Below are 22,017 nucleotides of genomic sequence, written 5' to 3' on the forward strand. Positions count from 1 at the left end.
GCCGCCGGGAAGCGTTCAGGTCTATTCAGTTATCGCCCGACGAATCACCTCCAGCGCCTGCTGGAACTGCTTCTCTGGGATTGTGAGCGGATACAAGAAGCGAATCACGTTGCCATACACGCCGCAGCTCAGCAGCAGTACGCCTTCGGCCAGCGCGCGCTCCTGGACTAATTTGGTAAACTCCGGCGAGGGTTCACGCGTCTGTGGATCGACAAACTCCACCGCGACCATCGACCCCACGCCGCGCACATCAGCAATTGCCGGGCAGCTCTCACGCGCTTTGTTCAGCACCTCAATCAGATGCTGGCCCAGATGATTGGCGCGAGTGCAGAGCGCCTCTTCCTCAATCACATCCAGCACCGCATGTGCAGCCGCAATCGCCAGCGGGTTACCCGCATAAGTTCCACCCAGGCCACCAGGTGCCGGCGCATCCATGACCTCAGCGCGTCCGACAACGCCAGAGAGCGGGAAGCCACCCGCCAGGCTCTTCGCCATGGTGATAAGATCTGGCTTCACGCTGTAATGTTCCATCGCAAACAGCTTGCCGGTACGGGCAAAACCGGTCTGCACTTCATCGGCAATCAGCAAAATACCGTGGGTATCACACAGCGCGCGCAGCCCCTGCATAAAATCAGGCGGCGCGACGTTGAAACCACCCTCGCCCTGCACCGGCTCGAGGATAATCGCCGCCACCTGATCCGGTGCTATATCCGCTTTGAAAATATGATTCAGGCTTTTGAGCGCCATATCGGTCGTGACGCCGTGCGCCGCGTTCGGGTAAAGGCCGTGATAGACCGAACCAGGAAACGGGCCGAAGCCAATTTTGTACGGCGCGACTTTGCCGGTCAGCGCCATTGTCATAAAGGTACGACCGTGGAAACCGCCGCCGAAGGTAATCAGCCCCGGACGTTTGGTATAAGCGCGGGCTATCTTCACCGCATTTTCGACCGCTTCTGCCCCGGTGCTGAAAAACGCCGTTTTGGCATTTCCAGTAATTGGCGCCACGCTATTAATACGTTCTGCTAATGATACATAGCTTTCATAGGGAACAATCTGGTAGGCGGTATGGGTGAAGGCCTTAATCTGGCTCTCAACGGCGGCAATCACCTGTGGGTGACGATGCCCGGTATTCAGCACCGCGATGCCCGCGGCGAAATCGATGTACTCGTTACCTTCAATATCCCACAGCGTAGCGTTCTCGGCGCGTTCTGCGTAGAAACCGCACATCACGCCCACGCCGCGCGGCGTGGCCTGTAAACGCCGATGATTCAGTGACTCGTTACTCACGGTAAACCCCCTGCCGTTGAAAGACGGAAAAATGCGTAGCGCTTATTGAGTTTTTGCCATCGGCTGCATTAACGCCAGCGACAAATGAGAAATAAGCAGAGGAAAGCGTGATGACGGTGGGATTATCTGGAGGACGAGCCGGTAGGCCCGATAAGCGTAGCGCCATCGGGCAGACAGACACAGGTTGCCGGATGGCGGCTACGCCTTATCCGGCCTACAAAACAAAAACCCCCGAATTCACATTCGAGGGTTCATTGGGGACGATGCCAAAAATCAGGCTTCGATAGCCGCGCGCAGTTTTTTCATCGCGTTCTTTTCAAGCTGACGTACGCGTTCGGCGGATACGCCGTAGCGGTCGGCCAGTTCCTGCAGCGTGGACTTGTTGTCTTCGTCCAGCCAGCGGGCGCGAATGATGTCCTGGCTACGTTCATCCAGGCCCTGCATCGCGTCAGTCAGCTTATTCGCCGCCTGCTCTTCCCAGTTGTCGTCTTCAATACCGTCGGCAAAGTTGGACGATTTATCCTGCAGATAGAGCACAGGAGCAACTGAGTGGCTTTCAGAGTCATCGTCTGAGGACATATCAAACGCCATGTCCTGCGCCGCCATACGGGATTCCATCTCGCGAACGTCTTTGCTGGAAACGCCCAGCTCGCGCGCTACCATTTCCACTTCGTCCTGATTGAACCAGCCCAGACGCTGCTTAGTTTTACGCAGGTTAAAGAACAGCTTACGCTGCGCTTTGGTGGTCGCGACTTTAACGATACGCCAGTTACGCAGCACGTATTCGTGAATTTCCGCTTTGATCCAATGCACCGCAAAGGAGACCAGACGAACACCCACTTCTGGGTTAAAACGACGTACGGCTTTCATCAGGCCAATGTTGCCTTCCTGAATCAAGTCCGCCTGCGGCAGGCCATAGCCCGAGTAATTACGAGCAATATGAACAACAAAGCGCAGGTGAGACAGGATCAGCGTTTTAGCTGCTTCCAGATCGCCCTGGTAATGCAGCCGTTCAGCAAGCGCCTTTTCTTCATCAGCCGTCAACATCGGCCATGCGTTTGCAGCCCGGATATAGGAATCCAGGTTACCAACAGGGGCTAAAGCTAAAGTTTGCATATCTTTGGTCATTCAATTCCTCTCAATTCACTTCATACTGGCGGTGGTTTGTGGCCGGAGGCAACAAACATGCCAGGCTCTATGAGCAACGAGAATAACATCCGCTCTTTTATCAGACAGTGAGTTTATCCACAAGTTCAATGCAACAGTGTGAATAAATTACGCACAAAATGTGACACGCGATAGCCGCGAGGGCAGAAAGATGGGGTTTAAAACGGCATCCCCTGCGGACGGAAGTCGTCGCAGGGGAAGAGTATAACAGAACTTTTTTAATCGGGAGTAAAGTGGCGTAAATGTTGTACCGTGGCAAGCCAGGCTGCCACCCAACCGATCATCGAGCTCACCAGCAGCAACAGCAGGCATTCGTCAAACGACAGGCCGCTCAGCTCAAACTGGGTTCCGAATACGCGGGCCACTTCGGTGACCGCCGACGACAGTCGCATCACCAGAATTTCCGACAGAATCAGCGACAGGAACGCGCCGGAGAAACCGAGCAGCGCACCGCCGTAGAGGAACGGACGCAGGATAAACCCATCGGTCGCACCAATCAGCTTCTGCACGTTGATAGTATCGCGACGCGCAAAGATGCTCAGACGCACGCTGTTACCGATGACGAGGAACACCGCCGCCACCATCAGCACGCCGATCATCGCCGACACGCGGCCCACCAGCCCGGTAATGGAAGCCAGACGCGCGAACCAGCTATCGTCCATGCGCACTTCGTTGACGCCCTGAATCTGCGCCACGCGGTCACGTAGCGTGTTCAGCGCATCCGTGGTCTGGAAATCAATTTTCGGGATCACCACCGCCACCGCAGGCAGCGGGTTCTCTTCCAACATATCCAGCGCACCGCCAAAGCCTGACCAGTTGCGGAATTCGCCCAGCGCTTCGTCACGGGAAAGGTAGTTCACCTTATCCACGCCCTGCTCAGCCTGTAGCTGACCCACCACTTTCGCCGCCGCATCGTCATCCAGCGTTTTTTCCAGATAGACAGTGATCTGCGGGGACGGATAGTACTGCGAAGCCGCCGTATTCACGTTCTTGTAGACCATGTAGCAGACGCTTGGCAGCGTCAGGGAGATGGCGATAACCATCACCGTCAGGAACGTTGCCAGTGGTTTGCTTTTCAGATCCTGCAGCGCGCCCTGCCAGGCATAGCGTACCTGCTCGTTGAACACGTTGGTTTTACGCGAGTTCGGTTTCGGCGCCGGTTTACCGCGCTTCGGCGCATTGCGCCCGCCGTCACCCGCCGGGGTGACCGATTTACGCAAGCGGTCGAGCCGACCGCCGAACTGGCGAATCTGGTTGATTGCGTCGCGCTTATTCACTTGTCAGGCCTCCATGCAAGTGACCGTCGCTCAGCGTGAGCATGCGGTAAGAACGGCTGGAGATAAGCCCGATGTCGTGCGTCGCCATCAGCACCGTTACCCCAACGCGGTTAAACTCTTCGAACAGTCGCAAAATGCCTTCCGACAGCGCGTTATCCAGGTTACCCGTCGGTTCATCCGCCAGCAGTACCGCAGGCTTGTTCACCACCGCACGGGCAATACCCACGCGCTGCTGTTCACCGCCGGAGAGCTGAATCGGGAAGTTTCTCGCTTTATCCAGCAGCCCGACTTTGTCCAGCGCCGCCGAAACGCGACGACGAATATCGTCTGCGCTAGCGCCTGCGATGATCAGCGGGATCGCCACGTTATCAAACACGGTTCTGTCCATCAGCAGATGGTGATCCTGGAAAATCATGCCGATCTGGCGACGTAAGAACGGCACCTCCCGGTTCTTCAGGCGGCTGATGTCATGCCCGCCGAAGTAAATTTTCCCGGCGCTCGGCCGTTCAATCCCACAGATAAGCTTCAGCAGGGTACTTTTACCCGCGCCGGAGTGACCGGTCAGGAATGCCATCTCGCCCGGCTGCATGTGGAATGTGACGCCCTGCAGCGCTTGTCTCCCGCCGAGATAGGCTTTGCTGACGTGTTCAAAGCGAATCATGATTAATCCTCTCGGGCAAAAAGTGCCTCAATAAAATCGCCCGCTTTAAACGGACGTAAGTCCTCAATACGTTCACCGACGCCGATATAGCGAATCGGAATGCCGAACTGGTCCGCCACGGAGAATATCACCCCACCCTTGGCAGTACCGTCGAGTTTAGTCAACGTGATGCCGGTCAGGCCAACGGCCTCATGGAACAGTTTGGCCTGGCTGATGGCGTTCTGCCCGGTGCTGGCGTCGATAGTCAGCATCACTTCGTGCGGCGCATCCACGTCGAGTTTCTTCATCACGCGAACAATTTTCTTCAGCTCTTCCATCAGGTGCGATTTGTTCTGCAAACGCCCTGCGGTATCGGCAATCAGTACGTCAACGTTACGCGCTTTCGCCGCCTGGATGGCATCAAAAATGACCGATGCGGAATCCGCGCCGGTGTGCTGCGCGATAACCGGAATATTGTTGCGCTGGCCCCAAACCTGTAGCTGCTCTACCGCCGCCGCACGGAAGGTATCGCCCGCCGCCAGCATCACCGTCTTGCCCTGCTGCTCGAACTGACGCGCCAGCTTGCCGATGGTGGTGGTTTTACCCACGCCGTTTACGCCGACCATCAAAATAACGAATGGCGTTTTGTCTTCAATATTAAGCGGTTCATCCACTTTTGCGAGGATTTCACCCATTTCATCTTTTAACAGACCGTACAGCGCTTCAGCGTCGCGCAGCTGTTTACGGCTGGCGGTTTCGGTCAGGTTATTGATGATTTTACGGGTGGTTTCCACGCCAACGTCGGCAATCAACAACTGCTCTTCCAGCTCTTCAAACAGATCGTCGTCGATTTTCTTGCCGCGGAACAGACTGATAAATCCGGAACCGAGGTTTTCTTTGGTTTTTAATAGGCTGCGTTTGAGGCGCGCGAAGAAACCTTCTTTGGTCGGTTTTTCCTGCTCCTGCTGCACGTCGTCCGTAGATTCTTCAACGGCCGCCTCTTCTTCCACCGCTTCGTTTTCCGACTCAGCGGCCAGCGCCTGCGCTTCCAGCTCTTCGTCGGTTAATTCGTCTACGGCCTCAGGTTCAATCTCTTCAACCATTTCTGGCTGTACTTCGGCAACCGGTTCAACGACTTCAACCGTTTCTGGCTGCACTTCAGCAACCGGTTCAACGGCTTCAACCACTTCTGGCTGTACTTCGGCAACCGGCTCAACGACCTCGACGACTTCTGGCTGAATTTCTTCAACCGCTTCGGTCTGTGCGATTTCGCGTTCAGCAACCTGTTCAGTGACTTCAACCACTTCTTCGGCAAACGCTTCGCTTTCCGCGATGGTGTGTGGTTCAGCAACGTCTTCAACAGGTGCTCGCGCTTCTTCGACGCGCGGCGTCTCTTCAGCAACCGTTTCAGGCTCAGCAGTCGGCGTTTCAGCTACCGGCTGCTCTTCGATTTTTTCTTCTGATTCAACAACCTGATCCTGTTCTTTCTGCCCAAAGCCCAGCCAGGAAAAAAAGCCACGTTTTTTTTCTTTTGCCATTTGCAACCACACTCCCCGCTGTTTTTGATGGCGCCACTTCGCCATAATCGACGCGAAGGCTAAAATAATGATGAAATTAGTCGGTTAGTCTACCACTTAACTTCCCTGGCTTCACCGCTTTCACCCGGCAGGGCAGAAAGCTAGAATAGCAGGCCGAAAGAGCGACCAGAGCAAGCAAATGAAAAAACCAACTTCCGGCGGCATGGGCCAGATCCGCATTATTGGCGGTCAGTGGCGCGGCCGTAAACTTCCCGTTCCTGATAGTCCGGGCCTCAGACCCACTACCGATCGCGTGCGTGAGACCCTTTTCAACTGGCTGGCCCCCTCAATGGTGGATGCCCGTTGCCTGGACTGCTTCGCCGGAAGCGGCGCGTTAGGGCTGGAAGCACTCTCCCGCTATGCCGCCAGCACAACGCTACTGGAGATGGAGCGTTCCGTTGCGCAGCAGCTACAAAAAAATCTCGCGACGCTAAACGCCGCACAGGGCAAAGTGGTGAATACGAACACCCTCGCATTCCTCGCTCAACCAGGCACGCCGCATGATATTATTTTTGTCGATCCGCCATTCCGGAAGGGATTACTGGAAGAGACGTTAAACTTACTGGAAGCCAACGGTTGGCTGGCCGATAACGCACTCATCTATGTAGAAAGCGAAGTCGAAAACGGTCTGCCGCCGGTGCCGGTCAGTTGGGACCTGCATCGGGAAAAAATCGCCGGTCAGGTGGCCTACCGTCTCTATCATCGTGAAGTGCAGGGAGAAAGTGATGCTGATTAATCTTGGGCGCGCGCTGATGCTGTGCGTATGGGCGTTTCTGGTGCTGAACCTGGTTCACCCGTTCCCGCGCCCGCTGAACATTTTCGTTAACGTTGCGCTGATTTTTATGGTGCTGATGCACGGCATGCAGATGGCGCTGCTGCAGTCGACGATGCCAAAAGACGGCCCGCAAATGAGCCGCGGCGAGAAGGTACGCATCTTCCTCTTCGGTGTGTTTGAACTGCTGGTGTGGCAGAAAAAAATCGGCGCGAGCTTGAAGAAGAAGTAATTGTTTCCCGGCCTGGCTCACCGCCAGGCCATGTTTTACGGCTCAGCCTTAAAATCGACAAAGCGCGAACCTTTGTAGCTCAGCGTCCCCCTATCGCCCACCGTCAGCTGATGATACTGCTCCGCTTCTACGCGGAAACTCACCTCCAGCCCGCCCTGCTCCGGCTTAAAGCTCACGTCATAGCGCATTTCGCTACCGGCTGGCGTCACCGCCTGCTGACGTGAACGGCGGTCGTTCAGCACCTTCTCGCGCTTGTTACTCACCACCACCCGCTTTTGCATCAGCGGTGCGGCGTCGTTGTCCATTTTCTCCCGGCGTTGCTGAACAAAGCGGAACGACGCGGCCACGACGATAATGGCGACAACGACGATGAAGAAAAGCGGCATTTTGCTCATTTCAGGTTCTCTTAAGAATTTACGCAAATCATAGTAAACAACGCAGTATGCCATTGTCATCTGGCGGCTACGGCTACTACACTGGACATTCAAGACTGGCGGTACAGTACCCATTAAGATAACAGATACAGGGACTTATTATGCTTTGGTCGTTTATCGCAGTATTCTTCTCAGGCTGGCTCTACGTGGATGCCGCCTACCGTGGGCCCGCCTGGCAGCGCTGGGCATTCAAACCTATCACCCTAATCTTATTGCTGTTTCTCGCCTGGCAGGCGCCAATGTTTAACGCCATCAGCTACCTCGTACTCGCGGGTCTATGTGCGTCATTGATTGGCGATGCGTTAACGCTATTACCGCGTCAGCGCATGCTGTACGCCGTGGGCGCGTTTTTCCTGTCGCATTTGTTGTACACCATTTGGTTTGCCGGACAACTGACCTTCACCTTCTTCTGGCCGCTGCCGGTCATTCTGCTGGTTATCGGTGCACTCTGGCTGGCCGTTATCTGGACGCGCCTCGAAGAGATGCGTTTACCGGTGCTGGCCTTTATTGGCATGACGCTGGTGATGGTCTGGGTTGCCGGTGAACTCTGGTTCCTGCGCCCGACGGATACGGCGCTTTCGGGCTTCTTCGGCGCAGGTTTACTGCTGTTAGGCAATATCGTCTGGCTGGTGAGCAAATATCGCTGCCGCTTCCGTGCAGATACGGCAATCTATGCCGCCTGCTATTTTGCCGGGCATTTCTTTATCGTTCGCGCGCTTTACCTGTAATTTCTTGCTTGACTCTGGAGTCGACTCCAGAGTGTATGCTGCGTTTAATGAAGCAACGATCATTAATCGGAGGATACGATGTCGACTCCAGAGACTCGTCACAATAAAGCCCCCCAATTCTCATCCTTTAAGCTCGCGCCTGCGCCACAGCCGCAGGACGACTGCTGCTGCGACAGCCAATGTGCAACGGCTGAGCCCGTAGCAGAACCAACGCTGGACGCCCGCTATAGCTGGGTCGTCAACGGCATGGACTGCGCCGCCTGCGCCCGTAAAGTCGAAACCGCCGTGAGTCAGGTCGCTGGCGTAAAGCAGGTCAAAGTCCTGTTTGCTACCGAAAAGCTGCTGGTTGATGCCGATGACGACATCCGTACTCAGGTGGAGAAAGCCGTGAGCGCCGCAGGCTATACACTACGCAGCGACAGCGAGCCGAAGGCCGAAGAGAGCACCTCACGCTGGCGGGAAAACCTGCCGCTTATCGCGCTCGCCGTGATGATGGCGATTAGCTGGGGCCTGGAGCAGTTCAACCATCCGCTGGGCAACCTGGCGTTTATCGCCACCACGCTTGTCGGGCTCTACCCTATCGCCCGCCAGGCACTGCGTCTGATGAAAAGCGGTAGCTGGTTCGCTATTGAAACGCTGATGAGCGTCGCGGCCATCGGCGCGTTGTTTATCGGCGCGACGGCGGAAGCCGCGATGGTGCTGCTACTGTTCTTAATTGGCGAACGCCTTGAAGGCTGGGCGGCTAACCGCGCGCGTCAGGGCGTGAGTGCATTAATGGCGCTGAAGCCAGACACCGCCGTGCGCGTGCGTGATGGCCAGCGTGAAACCGTCGCCCAGAAGGATCTTCAGCCGGGCGATGTGATTGAAGTGGCCGCCGGCGGGCGTTTGCCTGCCGACGGGAAGCTCATCACGCCGTTCGCTAGCTTTGATGAGAGCGCCTTAACCGGCGAATCTATTCCGGTGGAACGCAGCGCGGGCGAGAGCGTGCCCGCGGGTGCAACCAGCGCTGACCGCTTGGTGCAGCTGAGCGTTATCTCGAAGCCTGGCGATAGCGCCATCGACCGTATTCTGCGCCTGATTGAAGAGGCCGAGGAACGTCGCGCGCCTATCGAGCGCTTTATTGACCGTTTCAGCCGCATCTATACCCCGGCGATTATGGCCGTCGCGCTGCTGGTGACGCTGGTGCCGCCGCTGCTGTTTGCCGCCTCGTGGGAGGAGTGGATCTACAAAGGGCTGACGCTGCTGTTGATTGGCTGTCCGTGCGCGCTGGTTATCTCGACGCCGGCAGCGATTACCTCAGGTCTTGCCACCGCCGCACGCCACGGTGCGCTGATTAAAGGCGGTGCGGCGCTGGAGCAACTGGGTCGCATCACCCAGATGGCCTTTGATAAAACCGGCACCCTGACGCTCGGCAAGCCGCAGGTAACAACGGTCATCCCAACGGCCAAACTAAGCGAAGAAAACCTGCTGGCGCTGGCCGCCGCGGTGGAACAAGGTTCCACCCACCCGTTGGCACAGGCCGTGGTGCGCGAAGCGCAGCAGCGTGGGTTGACCATTCCTCAAGCCGCTGAGCAGCGTACGCTCGTAGGTTCTGGTATTGAAGCCAACGTAGACGGGCAGCGCATCGTTATCTGCGCGGCAGGCAAGTTCCCGGCTCCTGATCATCAGGACCAGATCCAGCAACTGGAAAGCCAGGGCAATACCGTGGTGCTGGTAACTCGCGGCGAGACGTTACTGGGAATTGTGGCGCTGCGCGATACGGTACGCCAGGAGGCGCGTCAGGCGGTCGACGGCCTGCGTGAGTTAGGCATTCAGGGCATTATTCTGACCGGGGATAACCCGCGCGCTGCCGCCGCCATTGCCGATGAGTTAGGGATGGCCTACCGTGCCAACCTGCTGCCTGCTGATAAGGTCAATGAAGTGACGGCGCTGAACGCCCAAGGGCCGCTGGCGATGGTGGGCGACGGGATCAACGACGCCCCGGCAATGAAGGCCGCTGCGATGGGTATAGCGATGGGCAGCGGCACCGACGTGGCGCTGGAAACCGCCGATGCGGCACTGACGCATAACCGTCTGACCGGGCTGGTGCAGATGATTCGCCTGGCGCGCGCCACTCATGCCAACGTCCGACAAAACATCGCTATTGCGCTGGGGCTGAAGGGGATTTTCCTTATCACCACGCTGCTCGGTATAACCGGGCTGTGGCTGGCGGTGTTGGCGGATACGGGTGCGACGGTGCTGGTGACGTTGAACGCGCTGCGACTGCTGCGCGGGAAGTTTAGTGCGTAATTACGTTGCTTCGGTGCCCTCCCCCGGCGGCGCTCCGCTTGGCCGGGCTACGGTGCTAGATCTGTAGCCCGGGCGAGGCGTTTACGCCGACCCTGGGTTGGCTCGATGCCGATTAATGGCGCTTACGCAGCAAATACTGGTACGGCAAAGACTCGGTTTGCTGGGCAATCAGCTCATGCTCCATAAAACGGCAAAAACCGGGAATATCGCGCGTGGTGGCAGGATCGTCGGCAATCACCAGCAGCGTTTCCCCCACTGGCATCGTCCGCACGGTTTTACGCACCATCATTACCGGTTCCGGGCAGCGCAGCCCTTGCGCGTCTAAGGTGTGGTCGGGGCTGGAAAACAAATCGGTCATGAGAATCTCGTCGTCAGAAAAAACGCGCTTAGTTTACGCTGACCTTGCCTCAACGCAACCAGGTTAACGATTGCGCGAAAAACAACCATTGCAATGAAACGCGAAAGCAGTATCATTCCGCCCCTGCAATGGGTTTGCAGACTTATTGGGTTCCCTCACCCCAACCACTAAAAAGGTACAATATGACTCCCTTTACATCCTTACAGCGCCGTCATGCGCTGGTTTGGCTATCGCTATTTCACCTGCTGGTGATCACTTCCAGTAACTATCTGGTACAGCTGCCGGTCTCTATTTTCGGCTTCCACACCACCTGGGGCGCGTTTAGCTTTCCGTTTATCTTCCTCGCGACCGACCTGACCGTGCGAATCTTTGGCGCACCGCTGGCTCGCCGTATCGTTTTCGCGGTGATGGTCCCGGCGCTGATGATCTCCTACGTCATTTCGTCGTTGTTCTATATGGGCGAATGGCAAGGTTTCGGCGCGCTGGCGCACTTTAACCTGTTCGTGGCCCGTATCGCCGCCGCCAGCTTTATGGCCTATGCCTTGGGGCAGATCCTTGACGTACACGTGTTCAACCGCCTGCGTCAGAGTCGCCACTGGTGGCTCGCACCAACGGCCTCTACGCTGTTCGGCAACATCAGCGACACGCTGGCGTTCTTCTTTATCGCCTTCTGGCGCAGCACCGACCCGTTCATGGCCACGCACTGGGTGGAAATCGCCCTCGTGGACTACTGCTTTAAAGTGCTGATCAGCATTGTTTTCTTCCTGCCGATGTACGGCGTACTGCTGAATATGCTATTGAAAAAGCTGGCAGATAAATCTGATTTGTCAGCAATGCAGCCAGGTTGAGAGTTCATTACACGGGTTGTGATAAGATACGCAGATGAGCCGTTAGTGGCTATTTATCGAAAGGAAGATGTCAATGCGCAAATTGGTGAAATATGCTGGTATTGGCCTGCTGGTGATGGGCCTTGCGGCCTGTGACAACAGCGACACCAGCACCCCTGCACAGGGTTCGGCTGCCGCAAGCGATGCCGCAGGTCAGGCAATCAATCTGTTAGACGGTAAGCTGAGCTTTACGCTGCCGGCCGGGATGACCGACCAGAGCGGTAAGCTGGGCACCCAGAGCAATAACATGCACGTTTACTCTGACGCCACCGGCATGAAAGCGGTCATCGTCATCGTTGGCGACGACACCACCGAAGATTTAGCGGTGATGGCAAAACGTCTTGAAGATCAGCAGCGCAGCCGCGACCCGCAGCTGCAGGTGGTGACCAATAAATCCATCGAGGTGAAAGGCCACACGCTGCAACAGCTTGACAGCATCATCTCCGCGAAAGGGCAGACCGCGTACTCTTCCGTCGTACTGGGTAAAATCGATGGCAAGCTGCTGACTATGCAGGTTACGCTGCCAGCGGACAACCAGCAGCAGGCGCAATCTGACGCTGAGAAAATCATCAATACGCTGGTCATCAACTAAGTTTTGCTGACCGCGACACGGCCTCTTGCGTGCTTACGCCAGGGGCCGTTTTTTTAGCTGCCATCCCAGCAGCAGCGCCACCGCCACCAGCCCCGCTGCGGCAATATAAATCGTCGAAATCCCCATCCACGCCATCATCAGCCCGGCCAGCGGACCGGTAATACCCAGCGATAAATCCATAAACACGGTGTAGGTGGCCAGCGCCGACCCTTGGTTTTGCTGCGGTACGGCCTTCACCGCAACAACGCCCAGCGCCGGGAACACCAGTGAGAATCCCGCTCCCGCGAAGAAGGTGCCGATTTTTGCCATCAGCGGCATATCCGCCACGCCCACCAGCAGCAGGCCAACAATCTCCACTGAGAAGCAAATCATCGCCACGTTCAGGCCGCCGAGGCGGTTGATACCGTTCGGGAACAGCAGACGTGTGCCTACGAATGCACAGCTAAAGAGGGTGAGCGCAAACGCCGCGCCGTCCCAGCCTTTCGCGTCATAGAACAAGGTGATAAAGGTAGCGATAACCCCAAAGCCAGCGGAGGCCAATGCCAGCGCCATACCGTAAGGCCAGACGCGCCCCAACACCGCGCGAAAGGACATCGGCTTGCCCTTTTTGGCTTTCACTTCTGCACGCGGCAGCGCGCACAGGATGGCGACGGCGGCCACGGCCATAATCGCCAATGCCAGCCCTTGTAGACCCACATAGCGATAACACACCACGCCGAGCGGCGCGCCCATCGCCATCGCACCGTAGGTGACAATCCCGTTCCATGAGATCACCCGGCCAATATGCGGCGAACCCACCACGCCAACGCCCCATAGCGTGGAGCCTGTCCCGGCAAAACTCTGCCCGATACCGAGGATCACGCGCCCCAGACACAACAGGACCAGGCTCACCAGCGGCCAGTCGCTGCCCGTTGCCGCCAGCAGATAGCTCAACCCGCTGAGAAAACAGCCGCACAGCCCCATCACCACGATACGTTTTGGCCCCAGCAGGTCGGCATAACGCCCGGCGTGCGGGCGACTGAGCAGAGTGGCGAAGTATTGCAGGCTTATCACCAGCCCCGCCCAGAAGGCGCTGAATCCCATCACGTCGTGGACATAGCCAGGCAGTACCGCCAGCGGCAGGCCAATGGTGAGATAACTTGCGAAGTTGAAGATAACGATAGAGACAATACGCAGGTTGAGGCGCAGACCGCTAAGCTGCCCCTCAGCGTCGACCGCAGGCATAGATAATCCCTTATAGATGCAACGAAAAAGGCATTATTGCACATTTTGTAGCCCGGGCGAGGCGTTTACGCCGGCCCCGGAAGGCTCGGAGTTATTCCCGGCGGCGCTTCGCTTGGCCGGGCAACAGATTGTAGGCCTGATAAGCGCAGCGCCATCAGGCAAAACGGCGCAGGTTGCCGGATGGCGGCGTTGCCTTATCCGGCCTACGCGGTATGGGAGGATTTGTTTGGCCAGAAGATGGTGATAACACCCGCAATAATGACCACGACGCCCAGCAGACCACGCCAGGAGAAGGGTTCGTGCCAGCCGGGTAGCCAGATAGCGGCACACCACACCACCATGTAGCTCAGGCTCAATAACGCATAGGCTTTTGCCAGCGGCAGCCGCTTCAGCGCAAAGAACCAGCAGGCCATCGACGCCACGTAGCCGAACAGACCGAGGAAAAGCGCCAGCGTTCCGTCGCCGAAATGCAGCAAATGCAGCAGGAACACCAGCGGTTGCTCCGCCGAGGGCAGCGTGGTCATTGCCACGCGCAGCGTCAATTGAGCGGCGCTGACCAGCACTACGCTCATTAATGCCCAGATAAGCCCCATCAGGCGCTGCTCCCTACCAATATAATACCAACAATAATCAGCGCCACGCCCGCCCAATGACGGTGGCTCACCGGCTCGTGCCAGATGGTACGTGCCGCCAGCGTCACCCAGACAAAATTAAGGCTCAGCATCGGATAAGCCACGCTGACCGGAATTTGCTGTAATACCAGCAGCCACAGCAGCATCCCCAGCCCGAGCATCGCCAACGCGAGTCCAAGCCAGGTCAGCAGATGGCGTCCACGCTGCCCGGCTGGCGCCGGGCGCGTGGCCTGTTTCTGGCATAGCTGCCCGGCACAGCTCAATAAGCTGGCGAGCAGCAGACAGGCCCAGGTTATCATTGCGGACGATACTGAATAAATGCGGTTCGTCCCATCACATACACCTCATCGGGTTTTGGCAGCGGTAAATCCACGACTTTAGCATTGCGCGGCAACTGCAGCACCAGGGAGATAGGCCCCTCCTGCCGATGGGCTTCCAGCCACTGCGGGAAATCGCTGTCGGAGATGAAGCGCCCTTTGGCATCCGGATAGGAGAGACCGTATTTCAACTCACCCGTCTGCCCATACATGATGACGTCACTGCGGTTCAGCTCCCAGGCAAGCCCAGCAGCAATACCGACGCTGTTGCTCAGCACATAGCGGCTCGGGGTCAGCGACTCACTCACAATATCCACCAGGAACTGCGGCTGCTTGCTGTTAGTCACGCGATCCGGAATGGCAAACCCCACCAGCAGCGCCAGTCCTAACGGACAGAGTGCCGCCAGCGTCCAACGCTGCGCATCCGACTTGATTGACAGCCAGCCCATCAGCGCCCAGACAAAGAACGCCACCGCTGCCAGCACGCACTTATACAGCTCAATCTGCATCCACACCGGTTGCTTCATCGGCCCCCACGGCGACACAACAAACACTGCCACCAGGCCAATCACGCCGAAAGCGATGTTGATGATGCCGTTAATCCGCAGCGCCTTCGCCCCCACTTTTGCCGCATCCACCGCATAGCGCGCCATCAGCATCGCCAGCGGCGCAAAGCACGGCAGAATATAGGTTGGCAGCTTGCCTTTGGCGATACTGAAGAACAAGAACGGCATTACTATCCAGCCCAGCAGATAGAATGCGCTGCTCTGCCCTTCACGCCCGCGCCAGCCAAGCTTTAACGCGCCCGGCAGCAGCGCCAGCCACGGCAGGCTCCCGGCAATCAGGAACGGCAGATAGTACCAGAACGGCGCTTTATGCTGGGCGTCGCTCTGCGCAAAGCGCTGAATATGCTCGACCCAGAAGAAATAGCGCCAGAAGTCGCCTTCACGCTGCGCAATCGCCAGCCCCCAGGGCAACACGGTCAGTACACATACCAGTACCGCCAGCCAGCCCCAGATAAGCACTTCCCGCCAGCGTTTCTGTACGATAACCCACGGCAGTACGGCAATCACCGGCACGGCCAGCGCCAGGAACCCTTTGGTCATTACCCCCATTCCGCAGGCAATGCCGAGCAGCACGTAGCCCCAGAAACGTTCACCGGTGGTTTTCGCCGATGCCGCCAGCCAGAAGCTGAACATCGCCAGCGTCATCCACAGGGTGATCATCGGATCGAGCACCGCATAGGTACCAATACCGTAAACCAGGAACGCCGTTAAGAAGATAACCCCGGACAGCACCGCTACTTTTTTATCACGCCAGATACGCCAGGCAAGCCAGGCCACCAGCAGCGCAGATACGGTGATAGAGAACACCGAACCAAAGCGCACGCCAAAGTTGTTATGCCCAAAAAGCCACTGACCAATGCTGTTGATCCAGTAGCCCGCAATCGGCTTTTCAAAATAACGCAGGCCGAGGAAATGCGGCACAATCCAGTCACCGGTGGCCAGCATTTCACGGCTTATCTCCGCATAGCGGGTTTCATCCGGCTGCCACAGCAACCGGAAGTTGAGGGGCAGAAGGTAGTAAAGAACGAACAATGCAACTAACGAAATACCGTAGCGAAGGGATTTCATACATCGGGGCTCAATAGTTGTTGGCGACCAAGCCAGCCTTCACGGCCAGCCAATTCTCCCCGTACCACCTTCCCAACCGGGAGCTGACGGAAGTCATCCGGAAGAAGCTGGCTCAGCGGGCAAAACAGGATCTCCTGTTGCGCCGCCAGGGTCAGCAGATAATCGAACTGTTCGGCGCAGACACCGCCTTCAACTTCTGCATGAATGGTATACACCGGCGTACCGGTATCTTTGCGGATCTGCTCCAGCAGCCAGCGGTTATAGCCTTCAGGGCTGACCACGGTGCCCACCGCTTCATCCCAGGTTGGCAGCGTGACGGGGATCTGCACGGTAGCGGTATCCCCATTACTCAACTGCGGAAGAAACGGCTGCGTACCGCGACAATCGCTGTTGTAGAGAAAATCGAACGACTCTTTGGCTTTCACCACGCGCTGATCCGCACGCCAGCCGGCTACCGCAGAACAGGTGACCGGGCGACCCAGAATCGCTTCCAGCTCGCTGAGACCTCGGCCGATTTCCGCGACCAGCTGTTCCTCTTTCCACACGCCGCTCCACTGCTGCCAGCGGTGATGATCCCAGGCGTGCAGACCGACTTCATGTACCTGCGCAACGCTGCGGATGATTTCCGCGTTCGCTGCACCAATGCGTCGTCCAGGCCAGGCCGTACCGGCGAGGAGAATATCCCAGCCATACAGCGATGCCGCGCGCGAGCGCAGCATCTTCCACAAGAACTTCGGTTTTACCAGGCGCCACAAGTGGCGCCCCATGTTATCCGGCCCGACGCTGAAGAAAAAACTGGCCTGTACGCGGTGCTTTTTGAGCACCGCCATCAGCCGTGGTACGCCCTCGCGAGTACCGCGAAAGGTGTCCACATCAACGCGCAAACCTACTTTTTTCATGATGGTTTTTCATCCGTCAGTTCAACCGTGCGCAGGAAGAAGTCCAGCGTCTCTTCAACGGTCTGCTGCATTTCTACCGTTGGCTGCCAGTCAAGGCAACGTTTGGCGTTACGGATGCTCGGCTTACGGTGCTCTACGTCCTGATAGCCTTTACCGTAGTAGTCGCTGCTTTCCACTTCGCGGAAGCCAGCAAACGGCGGGAAGCGGTCGCGCAGCGGGTGACGTTCGAAGCAGTCGAGCAGCATTTCTGCCAGCTCTTTGATGCTTGCTTCGTTGTCCGGGTTACCGATGTTGATGATCTGCCCATCGCAGCGGCCATCTTTGTTTTCGATGATACGGAACAGCGCTTCGATACCGTCGCTGATGTCGGTGAAGCAACGTTTCTGTTTGCCGCCTTCGATCAGTTTGATCGGCGAACCTTCTACCAGGTTGAGGATCAGCTGAGTGATCGCTCGGGAGCTACCGATACGCGCGGCGTTCAGGTTATCCAGACGCGGACCCATCCAGTTAAACGGACGGAACAGGGTAAACTTGAGGCCGGTTTTGTCACCGTAAGCCCAAATCACGCGGTCCAGCAGCTGTTTGGAAACCGAGTAGATCCAGCGCTGTTTGCTGATTGGCCCCACCACCAGGTTGGAGGTGTCTTCGTCGAAGTTCGCGTCGGTACACATGCCGTACACTTCGGAAGTCGACGGGAAGATGATGCGCTTGTTGTACTTCACGCAGTCACGAATAATCTTCAGGTTCTCTTCGAAGTCCAATTCGAATACGCGCAGCGGGTTACGGGTATATTCGATAGGCGTCGCAATTGCCACCAGCGGCAGCACCACGTCACATTTCTTAATGTGGTATTCGATCCACTCTGAGTGGATGCTGATGTCGCCTTCTACAAAGTGGAAACGCGGGCAGTCGAGGAAGCGGCTGATGGCGTCAGAGCCAATATCCAGGCCGTAAATCTCATAGTTATCATCCTGAAGCAGGCGTTCGGTCAGGTGGTTACCGATGAAGCCGTTCACGCCCAGAATCAGCACGCGGGTACGACGTTTCACCGCCACAAACGGACGGCTGGAGAGCAGCGCACCGGCCACCAGGCCCATCGCTGGCGCCAGCTGAGTGCCCTGCATGTAAACGCCGTTAGCGCTCTGACCGGTGACGATTTCCAGCGCGCCCTCACCGCAGGCAACCACCAGCGGTGCCACGGACAGCACGGTACCCGGCTTCGCGGCTGCCATATCGGTGCGCACACGGGATTTCCAGACGATGAATTTATTGGTGCCGACATAGCCAAACGCGCCCGGCCACGGATCGCTCACCGCGCGCACCAGGTTGTGCAGTTCCTGCGCCGGTTTTTCCCAGGTCAGACGACCGTCTTCCGGGGTACGACGACCGACGTAGGTCGCTTCTGCATCATTTTGCGCACGTTCCTGAGTCTGACCGCTGCGGATTTTCGGCAGCACATCGCCCAGCAGAGTCTGGGAAGCCGCGCACAGCTTACGGTGCAGCGACAGCGCCACGTCAGAGTCGGCAATAGCGACGGTCTGCTGCGCCACAATGTCGCCCGCATCCGCGCGGTTGGTCATGCGGTGCAGGGTAACGCCGGTCTCTTTCTCACCGTTGACCAGCACCCAGTTCAGCGGCGCACGGCCACGGTATTTTGGCAGCAGGGAACCGTGCAGGTTGAAAGCCCCCTTCGGTGCCAGATTGAGGATGTCGTCGCTCAGCAGGTTGCGATAGTAGAAGGAGAAAATCACGTCCGGCGCCATCGCACGAATACGGTCAACCCACAGCGGGTGATTAACATCTTCCGGCGCATAAACGGTAATGCCCTGCTCTGCTGCCAGACGGGCAACGGAGCCAAAGAAGTTGTTTTCACCGGCGTTATCCGGATGAGTGAAGATCGCCTCAATGTCGTATCCGGCATCCAGCAGTGCCTGAATACCGGTGCAACCCATGTCGTGATAGGCAAATACAACAGCTTTCATTAACGATTTTCCTCTTCAGATTCCAGATTTTCCTGGCGAACAACACGTTGAATAAAGTAACGAGGACGGGCGCGCACGTCGTTGTAGATGCGGCCGATATACTCCCCGAGCAGGCCCATGCCGATAAACTGAGCCCCGATAAACATGAACAGAATGGCGAATAGCATGAACACCCCGTCACCCGCCCATTCCGGGCCCAGCGCCAGGCGCAGCACCACTAACAGAATGGAGAAAGCAAAGCCGAGCACGGCGATGACGCTACCGACCACGCTCAGAAGACGCAGCGGCGTGGTGGTTAAACAGGTCACCAGGTCGTACATCAGGTTGATGAGGCGCATAAAGCTGTATTTTGAATCACCGAACTCACGCTCGGCGTGCATCACCGGGATCTCCACGGCGCGGCGAGCAAAAGTGTTCGCCAGAATCGGGATGAAGGTGCTGCGTTCGTGGCAGTTGAGCATCGCGTCGATGATATGGCGGCGATAGGCGCGCAGCATGCAGCCATAATCGCCCATCGCTTTACCGGTGGTCCGCTGGATCAAACGGTTAATCATCTTCGATGCCGTTTTACGGAAGATGCTGTCCTGACGGTTCTGGCGCACGGTGCCGACCACGTCGTAGCCTTCGTCTGCCTTTTCAACCAGGCGCGGAATTTCTTCCGGCGGGTTTTGCAGGTCAGCATCGAGAGTGATGATAAGGTCGCCGGTAACGTGGCTGAAGCCCGCCATAATCGCCGAGTGCTGGCCGTAGTTACGGTTCAGCAGCACCGCCACGATGTGGCTTTCCGTGGCTTCTGCCGCTTCCACCAGCATGCGTGCAGAGTCATCGCTACTGCCGTCATCAACCAGCAAAATTTCATAGTCACGATTAAGCGTCGCACAGGCTGCGTCGGTACGGCGGATCAACTCCGGCAGGCTATCCTGCTCGTTGTAGACCGGTATCACGACGGAGACTTTTTTGACTAAAGGGTACTCAAACATATCAACGGCCTGCTAACTGATGGAGCGCCGTAATGACACGGGTGGTGTCGTCATCGGTCATATCCGGGAAAAGAGGGAGCGAACAGATACGCGCGCTGTTCCATTCGGTATTGGGCAAAGAGAGTTCCGGGAAGCGCTCGCGGTAGTACTTCTGCGTATGCGCCGCACGGAAGTGCAGCCCGGTGCCGATACCTTGCGCCTTGAGCTGTTCCATCAGCGCATCGCGGCTGATACCGCAGCGCTGCTCATCTACGCGAATAATAAACAGATGCCAGGCGTGCAGGTGCGGCCAGCTCGGTACGGCCAGCGGCTGGAAAGGCGTGTCCGCCAGTTCCTGCACGTAGCGCTGCGCGATATCGCTACGACGCTGATTGGCCTGGCCCAGCTTGCCCAGTTGAACCAGCGCCAGCGCGGCGTTGATATCGGCCAGGTTGTACTTAAATCCGGGGCTAATTACTTCCGCCTGCGGCGCCCGGCCGTGGGTCTGGCGATCGTAGGCATCAACGCCAAGACCGTGGAATTTCAGGCTGCGAATGCGGTTTGCCAGCTGTTCATCGTCGGTAACAATCAGCCCGCCTTCCGCGCTGGTCATGTTTTTGATGGCGTGGAAGGAGAAAATCGCCGTTCCCTGCCAGCCAACATGATGGCCTTTGTAGTAGGTGCCCGCCGCATGCGCCGCGTCTTCAATCAGCGGAATGCCGTGGCGTTCAGCCACTGCGCGCAGCCCGTCGATATCCGCCGGCGCGCCAGCATAATGCACGGGAATAATCGCTTTGGTGCGCGGAGTAATTGCCGCTTCAACCGCTTCTGGGGTGATCATCAGATTGTCGCGATCGACGTCGATCATCACCGGGGTCGCGCCCAGCAGAACGATCATATTGAGGGTAGAAACCCAGGTTTGCGAAGGGGTGATGACTTCATCGCCAGGACCAATGCCGAGGGCCATCAACGTAACGTGCATACCGCCGGTCGCGGAACTCACGGCAATTGAAAAACGGTTTCCCGTCAGGGCGCAAAACGCCTCTTCCAGCGCCTGGTTTTTTGGTCCGGTGGTGATCCAACCCGATTGCAGCACCTCTTTCAGCGCTGCGAACTCCGCCTCGCCCATAGAAGGACGTGAAAACGGCAGAAAATCACTCATGAATGTTCCTTACCCTATAACGCAAATGAGTACGCCTGATTCGAGAATAAAACGGTGCTTATCGCGGTGTTGTTAAAATCAGGAATAGATAGACGTGATAATTAAACCTACAACATTGAATTGCAGTAAAAGTATCAGTGTTATCTTAGGATAAGATTAAGAAAGAAATGCGGATTCATGCAATAAATGATTAATAAACAAAATCAATACTTTATAAAGGTCATTGTTCTCACTGAATTTTTGTAAAAAAAAAGCCCAGTTTGCATTGAAACTGGGCTCAGACTCACATAATTCAACGTTTTCTAAACAAGTACTTTATTTATGGCTCATTTTAATATCCGTTGAATATTAGTGTAATAAATAACGCGTATTGCTGTGATAAGCCCTAGCGTAAATTAGCAGGGAAATCTTTTGGCAATTCGCTCGCCGCGCAGTTAATTACGCTGTCGTTATTGGCCCCACAGTCGCGAACAAAGGTAATCGTTGCAAATTCATCAATAACTTCTGTTGGATAGGCCGGGCCTGCATCACGATAGCTATTCATCAGCGGAATGTGATCATTCTGGAAGCACACGGTTTTTTCCGGATTGTTCATCACCCAACGTGGGAAGAAGATGGTACCGTGGAACAATTTGTCGCCCAGGTTTGCAATCAGGCTCACATCGGTACCGGTCGGTTCCGTCCAGGAAATTTTGTAGATGTTTTCACCAATGCGGACAATGTACGCCTGCTGGTCTTTCACCCAGCGATTCGCCACGATGCCGCTGTGGATACGGTAATCCAGAGTGCGTTCATTTTTGACGTAAATTTCGTAGTTCCAGCCGTTATCGTAGGTATAGACCAGATGTTTGCCAACGAAACCGCTCAAATCGTGTTTATCAAAGTTGCTCATGATTAAATCTCCTTGTGTCGATGCAGAGATCTTATTGCTTTAAAAAATAAATGAATAACGCTATGTTTTAATGAAA

At 56.6% G+C, this 22,017-nt stretch carries 22 protein-coding genes; 6 read left to right on the forward strand and 16 right to left on the reverse strand.

Translation table 11 applies throughout. From position 1 onward, the window contains the following. Nucleotides 1–21: 21 nt before the first annotated feature. The 5 genes from GKAS_RS13235 to ftsY form a co-directional block, all read right to left on the reverse strand. Nucleotides 22–1,287: a 4-aminobutyrate--2-oxoglutarate transaminase gene (locus tag GKAS_RS13235; RefSeq protein ID WP_035894801.1), complete on the reverse strand. Its 1,266-nt coding sequence runs from the start codon at nucleotides 1,285–1,287 to the stop codon at nucleotides 22–24. 273 nt (nucleotides 1,288–1,560) lie between these two features. Next, the gene (gene rpoH, locus GKAS_RS13240) at nucleotides 1,561–2,415 is read right to left on the reverse strand and encodes an RNA polymerase sigma factor RpoH (RefSeq protein ID WP_035894802.1); all 855 of its coding nucleotides are present in this window, start codon (nucleotides 2,413–2,415) and stop codon (nucleotides 1,561–1,563) included. A gap of 257 nt (nucleotides 2,416–2,672) precedes the next feature. Beyond that, nucleotides 2,673–3,731: a permease-like cell division protein FtsX gene (gene ftsX, locus GKAS_RS13245; RefSeq protein ID WP_035894804.1), complete on the reverse strand. Its 1,059-nt coding sequence runs from the start codon at nucleotides 3,729–3,731 to the stop codon at nucleotides 2,673–2,675. Next, on the reverse strand, nucleotides 3,724–4,392 hold the full coding sequence (ftsE, locus tag GKAS_RS13250) for a cell division ATP-binding protein FtsE (protein ID WP_035894806.1): 669 nt from the start codon (nucleotides 4,390–4,392) through the stop codon (nucleotides 3,724–3,726). The genes ftsX and ftsE overlap by 8 nt, the downstream gene beginning before the upstream one ends. 2 nt (nucleotides 4,393–4,394) lie before the next feature. Then, nucleotides 4,395–5,909, reverse strand: coding sequence for a signal recognition particle-docking protein FtsY (gene ftsY, locus GKAS_RS13255; RefSeq protein ID WP_035894807.1), 1,515 nt, complete (start codon nucleotides 5,907–5,909; stop codon nucleotides 4,395–4,397). 178 nt (nucleotides 5,910–6,087) lie between these two features. On the opposite strand from ftsY, the gene rsmD reads away from it, so the two are divergent. Together rsmD and GKAS_RS13265 are read left to right on the forward strand one after the other, a co-directional pair. Further along, complete coding sequence (gene rsmD / locus GKAS_RS13260) at nucleotides 6,088–6,684, forward strand: 16S rRNA (guanine(966)-N(2))-methyltransferase (protein WP_035894808.1); 597 nt, start codon at nucleotides 6,088–6,090, stop codon at nucleotides 6,682–6,684. Continuing rightward, complete coding sequence (locus GKAS_RS13265; RefSeq protein ID WP_035894809.1) at nucleotides 6,674–6,952, forward strand: DUF1145 family protein; 279 nt, start codon at nucleotides 6,674–6,676, stop codon at nucleotides 6,950–6,952. The genes rsmD and GKAS_RS13265 overlap by 11 nt, the downstream gene beginning before the upstream one ends. 35 nt (nucleotides 6,953–6,987) lie before the next feature. Here the strand turns inward: GKAS_RS13265 and GKAS_RS13270 are convergent, their stop codons facing one another. Beyond that, nucleotides 6,988–7,347 (reverse strand): DUF2500 domain-containing protein, encoded by a 360-nt coding sequence (locus tag GKAS_RS13270; protein WP_035894838.1) that lies wholly within the window; start codon nucleotides 7,345–7,347, stop codon nucleotides 6,988–6,990. Nucleotides 7,348–7,487: 140 nt separating this feature from the next. On the opposite strand from GKAS_RS13270, the gene GKAS_RS13275 reads away from it, so the two are divergent. Together GKAS_RS13275 and zntA are read left to right on the forward strand one after the other, a co-directional pair. Further along, complete coding sequence (locus GKAS_RS13275; RefSeq protein ID WP_035894810.1) at nucleotides 7,488–8,114, forward strand: lysoplasmalogenase; 627 nt, start codon at nucleotides 7,488–7,490, stop codon at nucleotides 8,112–8,114. Nucleotides 8,115–8,192: 78 nt separating this feature from the next. Further along, the gene (gene zntA / locus GKAS_RS13280; RefSeq protein WP_035894811.1) at nucleotides 8,193–10,403 is read left to right on the forward strand and encodes a Zn(II)/Cd(II)/Pb(II) translocating P-type ATPase ZntA; all 2,211 of its coding nucleotides are present in this window, start codon (nucleotides 8,193–8,195) and stop codon (nucleotides 10,401–10,403) included. A gap of 112 nt (nucleotides 10,404–10,515) precedes the next feature. On the opposite strand, the gene tusA is transcribed toward zntA, so the two are convergent. Beyond that, entirely contained in the window at nucleotides 10,516–10,761 is a 246-nt protein-coding gene (tusA, locus tag GKAS_RS13285) for a sulfurtransferase TusA (protein ID WP_035894813.1), read from the reverse strand. Nucleotides 10,762–10,943: 182 nt separating this feature from the next. Here tusA and GKAS_RS13290 point away from each other — a divergent pair, with 182 nt between their 5' ends. Together GKAS_RS13290 and GKAS_RS13295 are read left to right on the forward strand one after the other, a co-directional pair. Next, nucleotides 10,944–11,609, forward strand: a complete 666-nt coding sequence (locus tag GKAS_RS13290; RefSeq protein WP_035894815.1) for a 7-cyano-7-deazaguanine/7-aminomethyl-7-deazaguanine transporter — start codon at nucleotides 10,944–10,946, stop codon at nucleotides 11,607–11,609. Nucleotides 11,610–11,682: 73 nt separating this feature from the next. Then, nucleotides 11,683–12,240, forward strand: coding sequence for a DcrB family lipoprotein (locus GKAS_RS13295; RefSeq protein WP_035894816.1), 558 nt, complete (start codon nucleotides 11,683–11,685; stop codon nucleotides 12,238–12,240). Between the two features lie 33 nt (nucleotides 12,241–12,273). On the opposite strand, the gene GKAS_RS13300 is transcribed toward GKAS_RS13295, so the two are convergent. The 9 genes from GKAS_RS13300 to GKAS_RS13340 form a co-directional block, all read right to left on the reverse strand. Next, nucleotides 12,274–13,464 (reverse strand): MFS transporter, encoded by a 1,191-nt coding sequence (locus GKAS_RS13300; RefSeq protein WP_035894819.1) that lies wholly within the window; start codon nucleotides 13,462–13,464, stop codon nucleotides 12,274–12,276. A 203-nt stretch (nucleotides 13,465–13,667) separates the two neighbouring features. Beyond that, nucleotides 13,668–14,057 (reverse strand): 4-amino-4-deoxy-L-arabinose-phosphoundecaprenol flippase subunit ArnF, encoded by a 390-nt coding sequence (gene arnF / locus GKAS_RS13305; RefSeq protein ID WP_035894820.1) that lies wholly within the window; start codon nucleotides 14,055–14,057, stop codon nucleotides 13,668–13,670. Next, on the reverse strand, nucleotides 14,057–14,395 hold the full coding sequence (gene arnE / locus GKAS_RS13310) for a 4-amino-4-deoxy-L-arabinose-phosphoundecaprenol flippase subunit ArnE (RefSeq protein WP_035894821.1): 339 nt from the start codon (nucleotides 14,393–14,395) through the stop codon (nucleotides 14,057–14,059). The genes arnF and arnE overlap by 1 nt, the downstream gene beginning before the upstream one ends. Then, nucleotides 14,392–16,047: a lipid IV(A) 4-amino-4-deoxy-L-arabinosyltransferase gene (gene arnT, locus GKAS_RS13315; RefSeq protein ID WP_035894823.1), complete on the reverse strand. Its 1,656-nt coding sequence runs from the start codon at nucleotides 16,045–16,047 to the stop codon at nucleotides 14,392–14,394. The genes arnE and arnT overlap by 4 nt, the downstream gene beginning before the upstream one ends. After that, nucleotides 16,044–16,946, reverse strand: coding sequence for a 4-deoxy-4-formamido-L-arabinose-phosphoundecaprenol deformylase (gene arnD, locus GKAS_RS13320; RefSeq protein WP_035894824.1), 903 nt, complete (start codon nucleotides 16,944–16,946; stop codon nucleotides 16,044–16,046). The genes arnT and arnD overlap by 4 nt, the downstream gene beginning before the upstream one ends. Beyond that, nucleotides 16,943–18,928, reverse strand: coding sequence for a bifunctional UDP-4-amino-4-deoxy-L-arabinose formyltransferase/UDP-glucuronic acid oxidase ArnA (gene arnA, locus GKAS_RS13325; RefSeq protein ID WP_035894825.1), 1,986 nt, complete (start codon nucleotides 18,926–18,928; stop codon nucleotides 16,943–16,945). Before arnA ends, arnD begins: the two co-directional genes overlap by 4 nt. Then, nucleotides 18,928–19,908 (reverse strand): undecaprenyl-phosphate 4-deoxy-4-formamido-L-arabinose transferase, encoded by a 981-nt coding sequence (gene arnC / locus GKAS_RS13330; protein WP_035894827.1) that lies wholly within the window; start codon nucleotides 19,906–19,908, stop codon nucleotides 18,928–18,930. The genes arnA and arnC overlap by 1 nt, the downstream gene beginning before the upstream one ends. Nucleotide 19,909: 1 nt before the next feature. Next, nucleotides 19,910–21,049: a UDP-4-amino-4-deoxy-L-arabinose aminotransferase gene (gene arnB, locus GKAS_RS13335; protein ID WP_035894829.1), complete on the reverse strand. Its 1,140-nt coding sequence runs from the start codon at nucleotides 21,047–21,049 to the stop codon at nucleotides 19,910–19,912. Between the two features lie 385 nt (nucleotides 21,050–21,434). After that, a complete protein-coding gene (locus tag GKAS_RS13340; protein ID WP_072011401.1) occupies nucleotides 21,435–21,944 on the reverse strand; it encodes a phenolic acid decarboxylase in 510 nt (169 codons plus the stop codon). Nucleotides 21,945–22,017 lie beyond the last annotated feature (73 nt).

This window comes from Kluyvera ascorbata ATCC 33433 (assembly GCF_000735365.1).
GTDB lineage: Bacteria > Pseudomonadota > Gammaproteobacteria > Enterobacterales > Enterobacteriaceae > Kluyvera > Kluyvera ascorbata.

Excerpts from the sequence above, each read along its gene's own strand:
- rpoH (WP_035894802.1), bottom strand. The coding sequence starts at position 2,415 with ATGACCAAAGATATGCAAACTTTAGCTTTAGCCCCTGTTGGTAACCTG.
- ftsE (WP_035894806.1), bottom strand. The coding sequence starts at position 4,392 with ATGATTCGCTTTGAACACGTCAGCAAAGCCTATCTCGGCGGGAGACAA.
- ftsY (WP_035894807.1), bottom strand. The coding sequence starts at position 5,909 with ATGGCAAAAGAAAAAAAACGTGGCTTTTTTTCCTGGCTGGGCTTTGGG.
- rsmD (WP_035894808.1), top strand. The coding sequence starts at position 6,088 with ATGAAAAAACCAACTTCCGGCGGCATGGGCCAGATCCGCATTATTGGC.
- GKAS_RS13265 (WP_035894809.1), top strand. The coding sequence starts at position 6,674 with ATGCTGATTAATCTTGGGCGCGCGCTGATGCTGTGCGTATGGGCGTTT.
- GKAS_RS13270 (WP_035894838.1), bottom strand. The coding sequence starts at position 7,347 with ATGAGCAAAATGCCGCTTTTCTTCATCGTCGTTGTCGCCATTATCGTC.
- GKAS_RS13275 (WP_035894810.1), top strand. The coding sequence starts at position 7,488 with ATGCTTTGGTCGTTTATCGCAGTATTCTTCTCAGGCTGGCTCTACGTG.
- zntA (WP_035894811.1), top strand. The coding sequence starts at position 8,193 with ATGTCGACTCCAGAGACTCGTCACAATAAAGCCCCCCAATTCTCATCC.
- tusA (WP_035894813.1), bottom strand. The coding sequence starts at position 10,761 with ATGACCGATTTGTTTTCCAGCCCCGACCACACCTTAGACGCGCAAGGG.
- GKAS_RS13290 (WP_035894815.1), top strand. The coding sequence starts at position 10,944 with ATGACTCCCTTTACATCCTTACAGCGCCGTCATGCGCTGGTTTGGCTA.
- GKAS_RS13295 (WP_035894816.1), top strand. The coding sequence starts at position 11,683 with ATGCGCAAATTGGTGAAATATGCTGGTATTGGCCTGCTGGTGATGGGC.
- GKAS_RS13300 (WP_035894819.1), bottom strand. The coding sequence starts at position 13,464 with ATGCCTGCGGTCGACGCTGAGGGGCAGCTTAGCGGTCTGCGCCTCAAC.
- arnF (WP_035894820.1), bottom strand. The coding sequence starts at position 14,057 with ATGGGGCTTATCTGGGCATTAATGAGCGTAGTGCTGGTCAGCGCCGCT.
- arnE (WP_035894821.1), bottom strand. The coding sequence starts at position 14,395 with ATGATAACCTGGGCCTGTCTGCTGCTCGCCAGCTTATTGAGCTGTGCC.
- arnT (WP_035894823.1), bottom strand. The coding sequence starts at position 16,047 with ATGAAATCCCTTCGCTACGGTATTTCGTTAGTTGCATTGTTCGTTCTT.
- arnD (WP_035894824.1), bottom strand. The coding sequence starts at position 16,946 with ATGAAAAAAGTAGGTTTGCGCGTTGATGTGGACACCTTTCGCGGTACT.
- arnA (WP_035894825.1), bottom strand. The coding sequence starts at position 18,928 with ATGAAAGCTGTTGTATTTGCCTATCACGACATGGGTTGCACCGGTATT.
- arnC (WP_035894827.1), bottom strand. The coding sequence starts at position 19,908 with ATGTTTGAGTACCCTTTAGTCAAAAAAGTCTCCGTCGTGATACCGGTC.
- arnB (WP_035894829.1), bottom strand. The coding sequence starts at position 21,049 with ATGAGTGATTTTCTGCCGTTTTCACGTCCTTCTATGGGCGAGGCGGAG.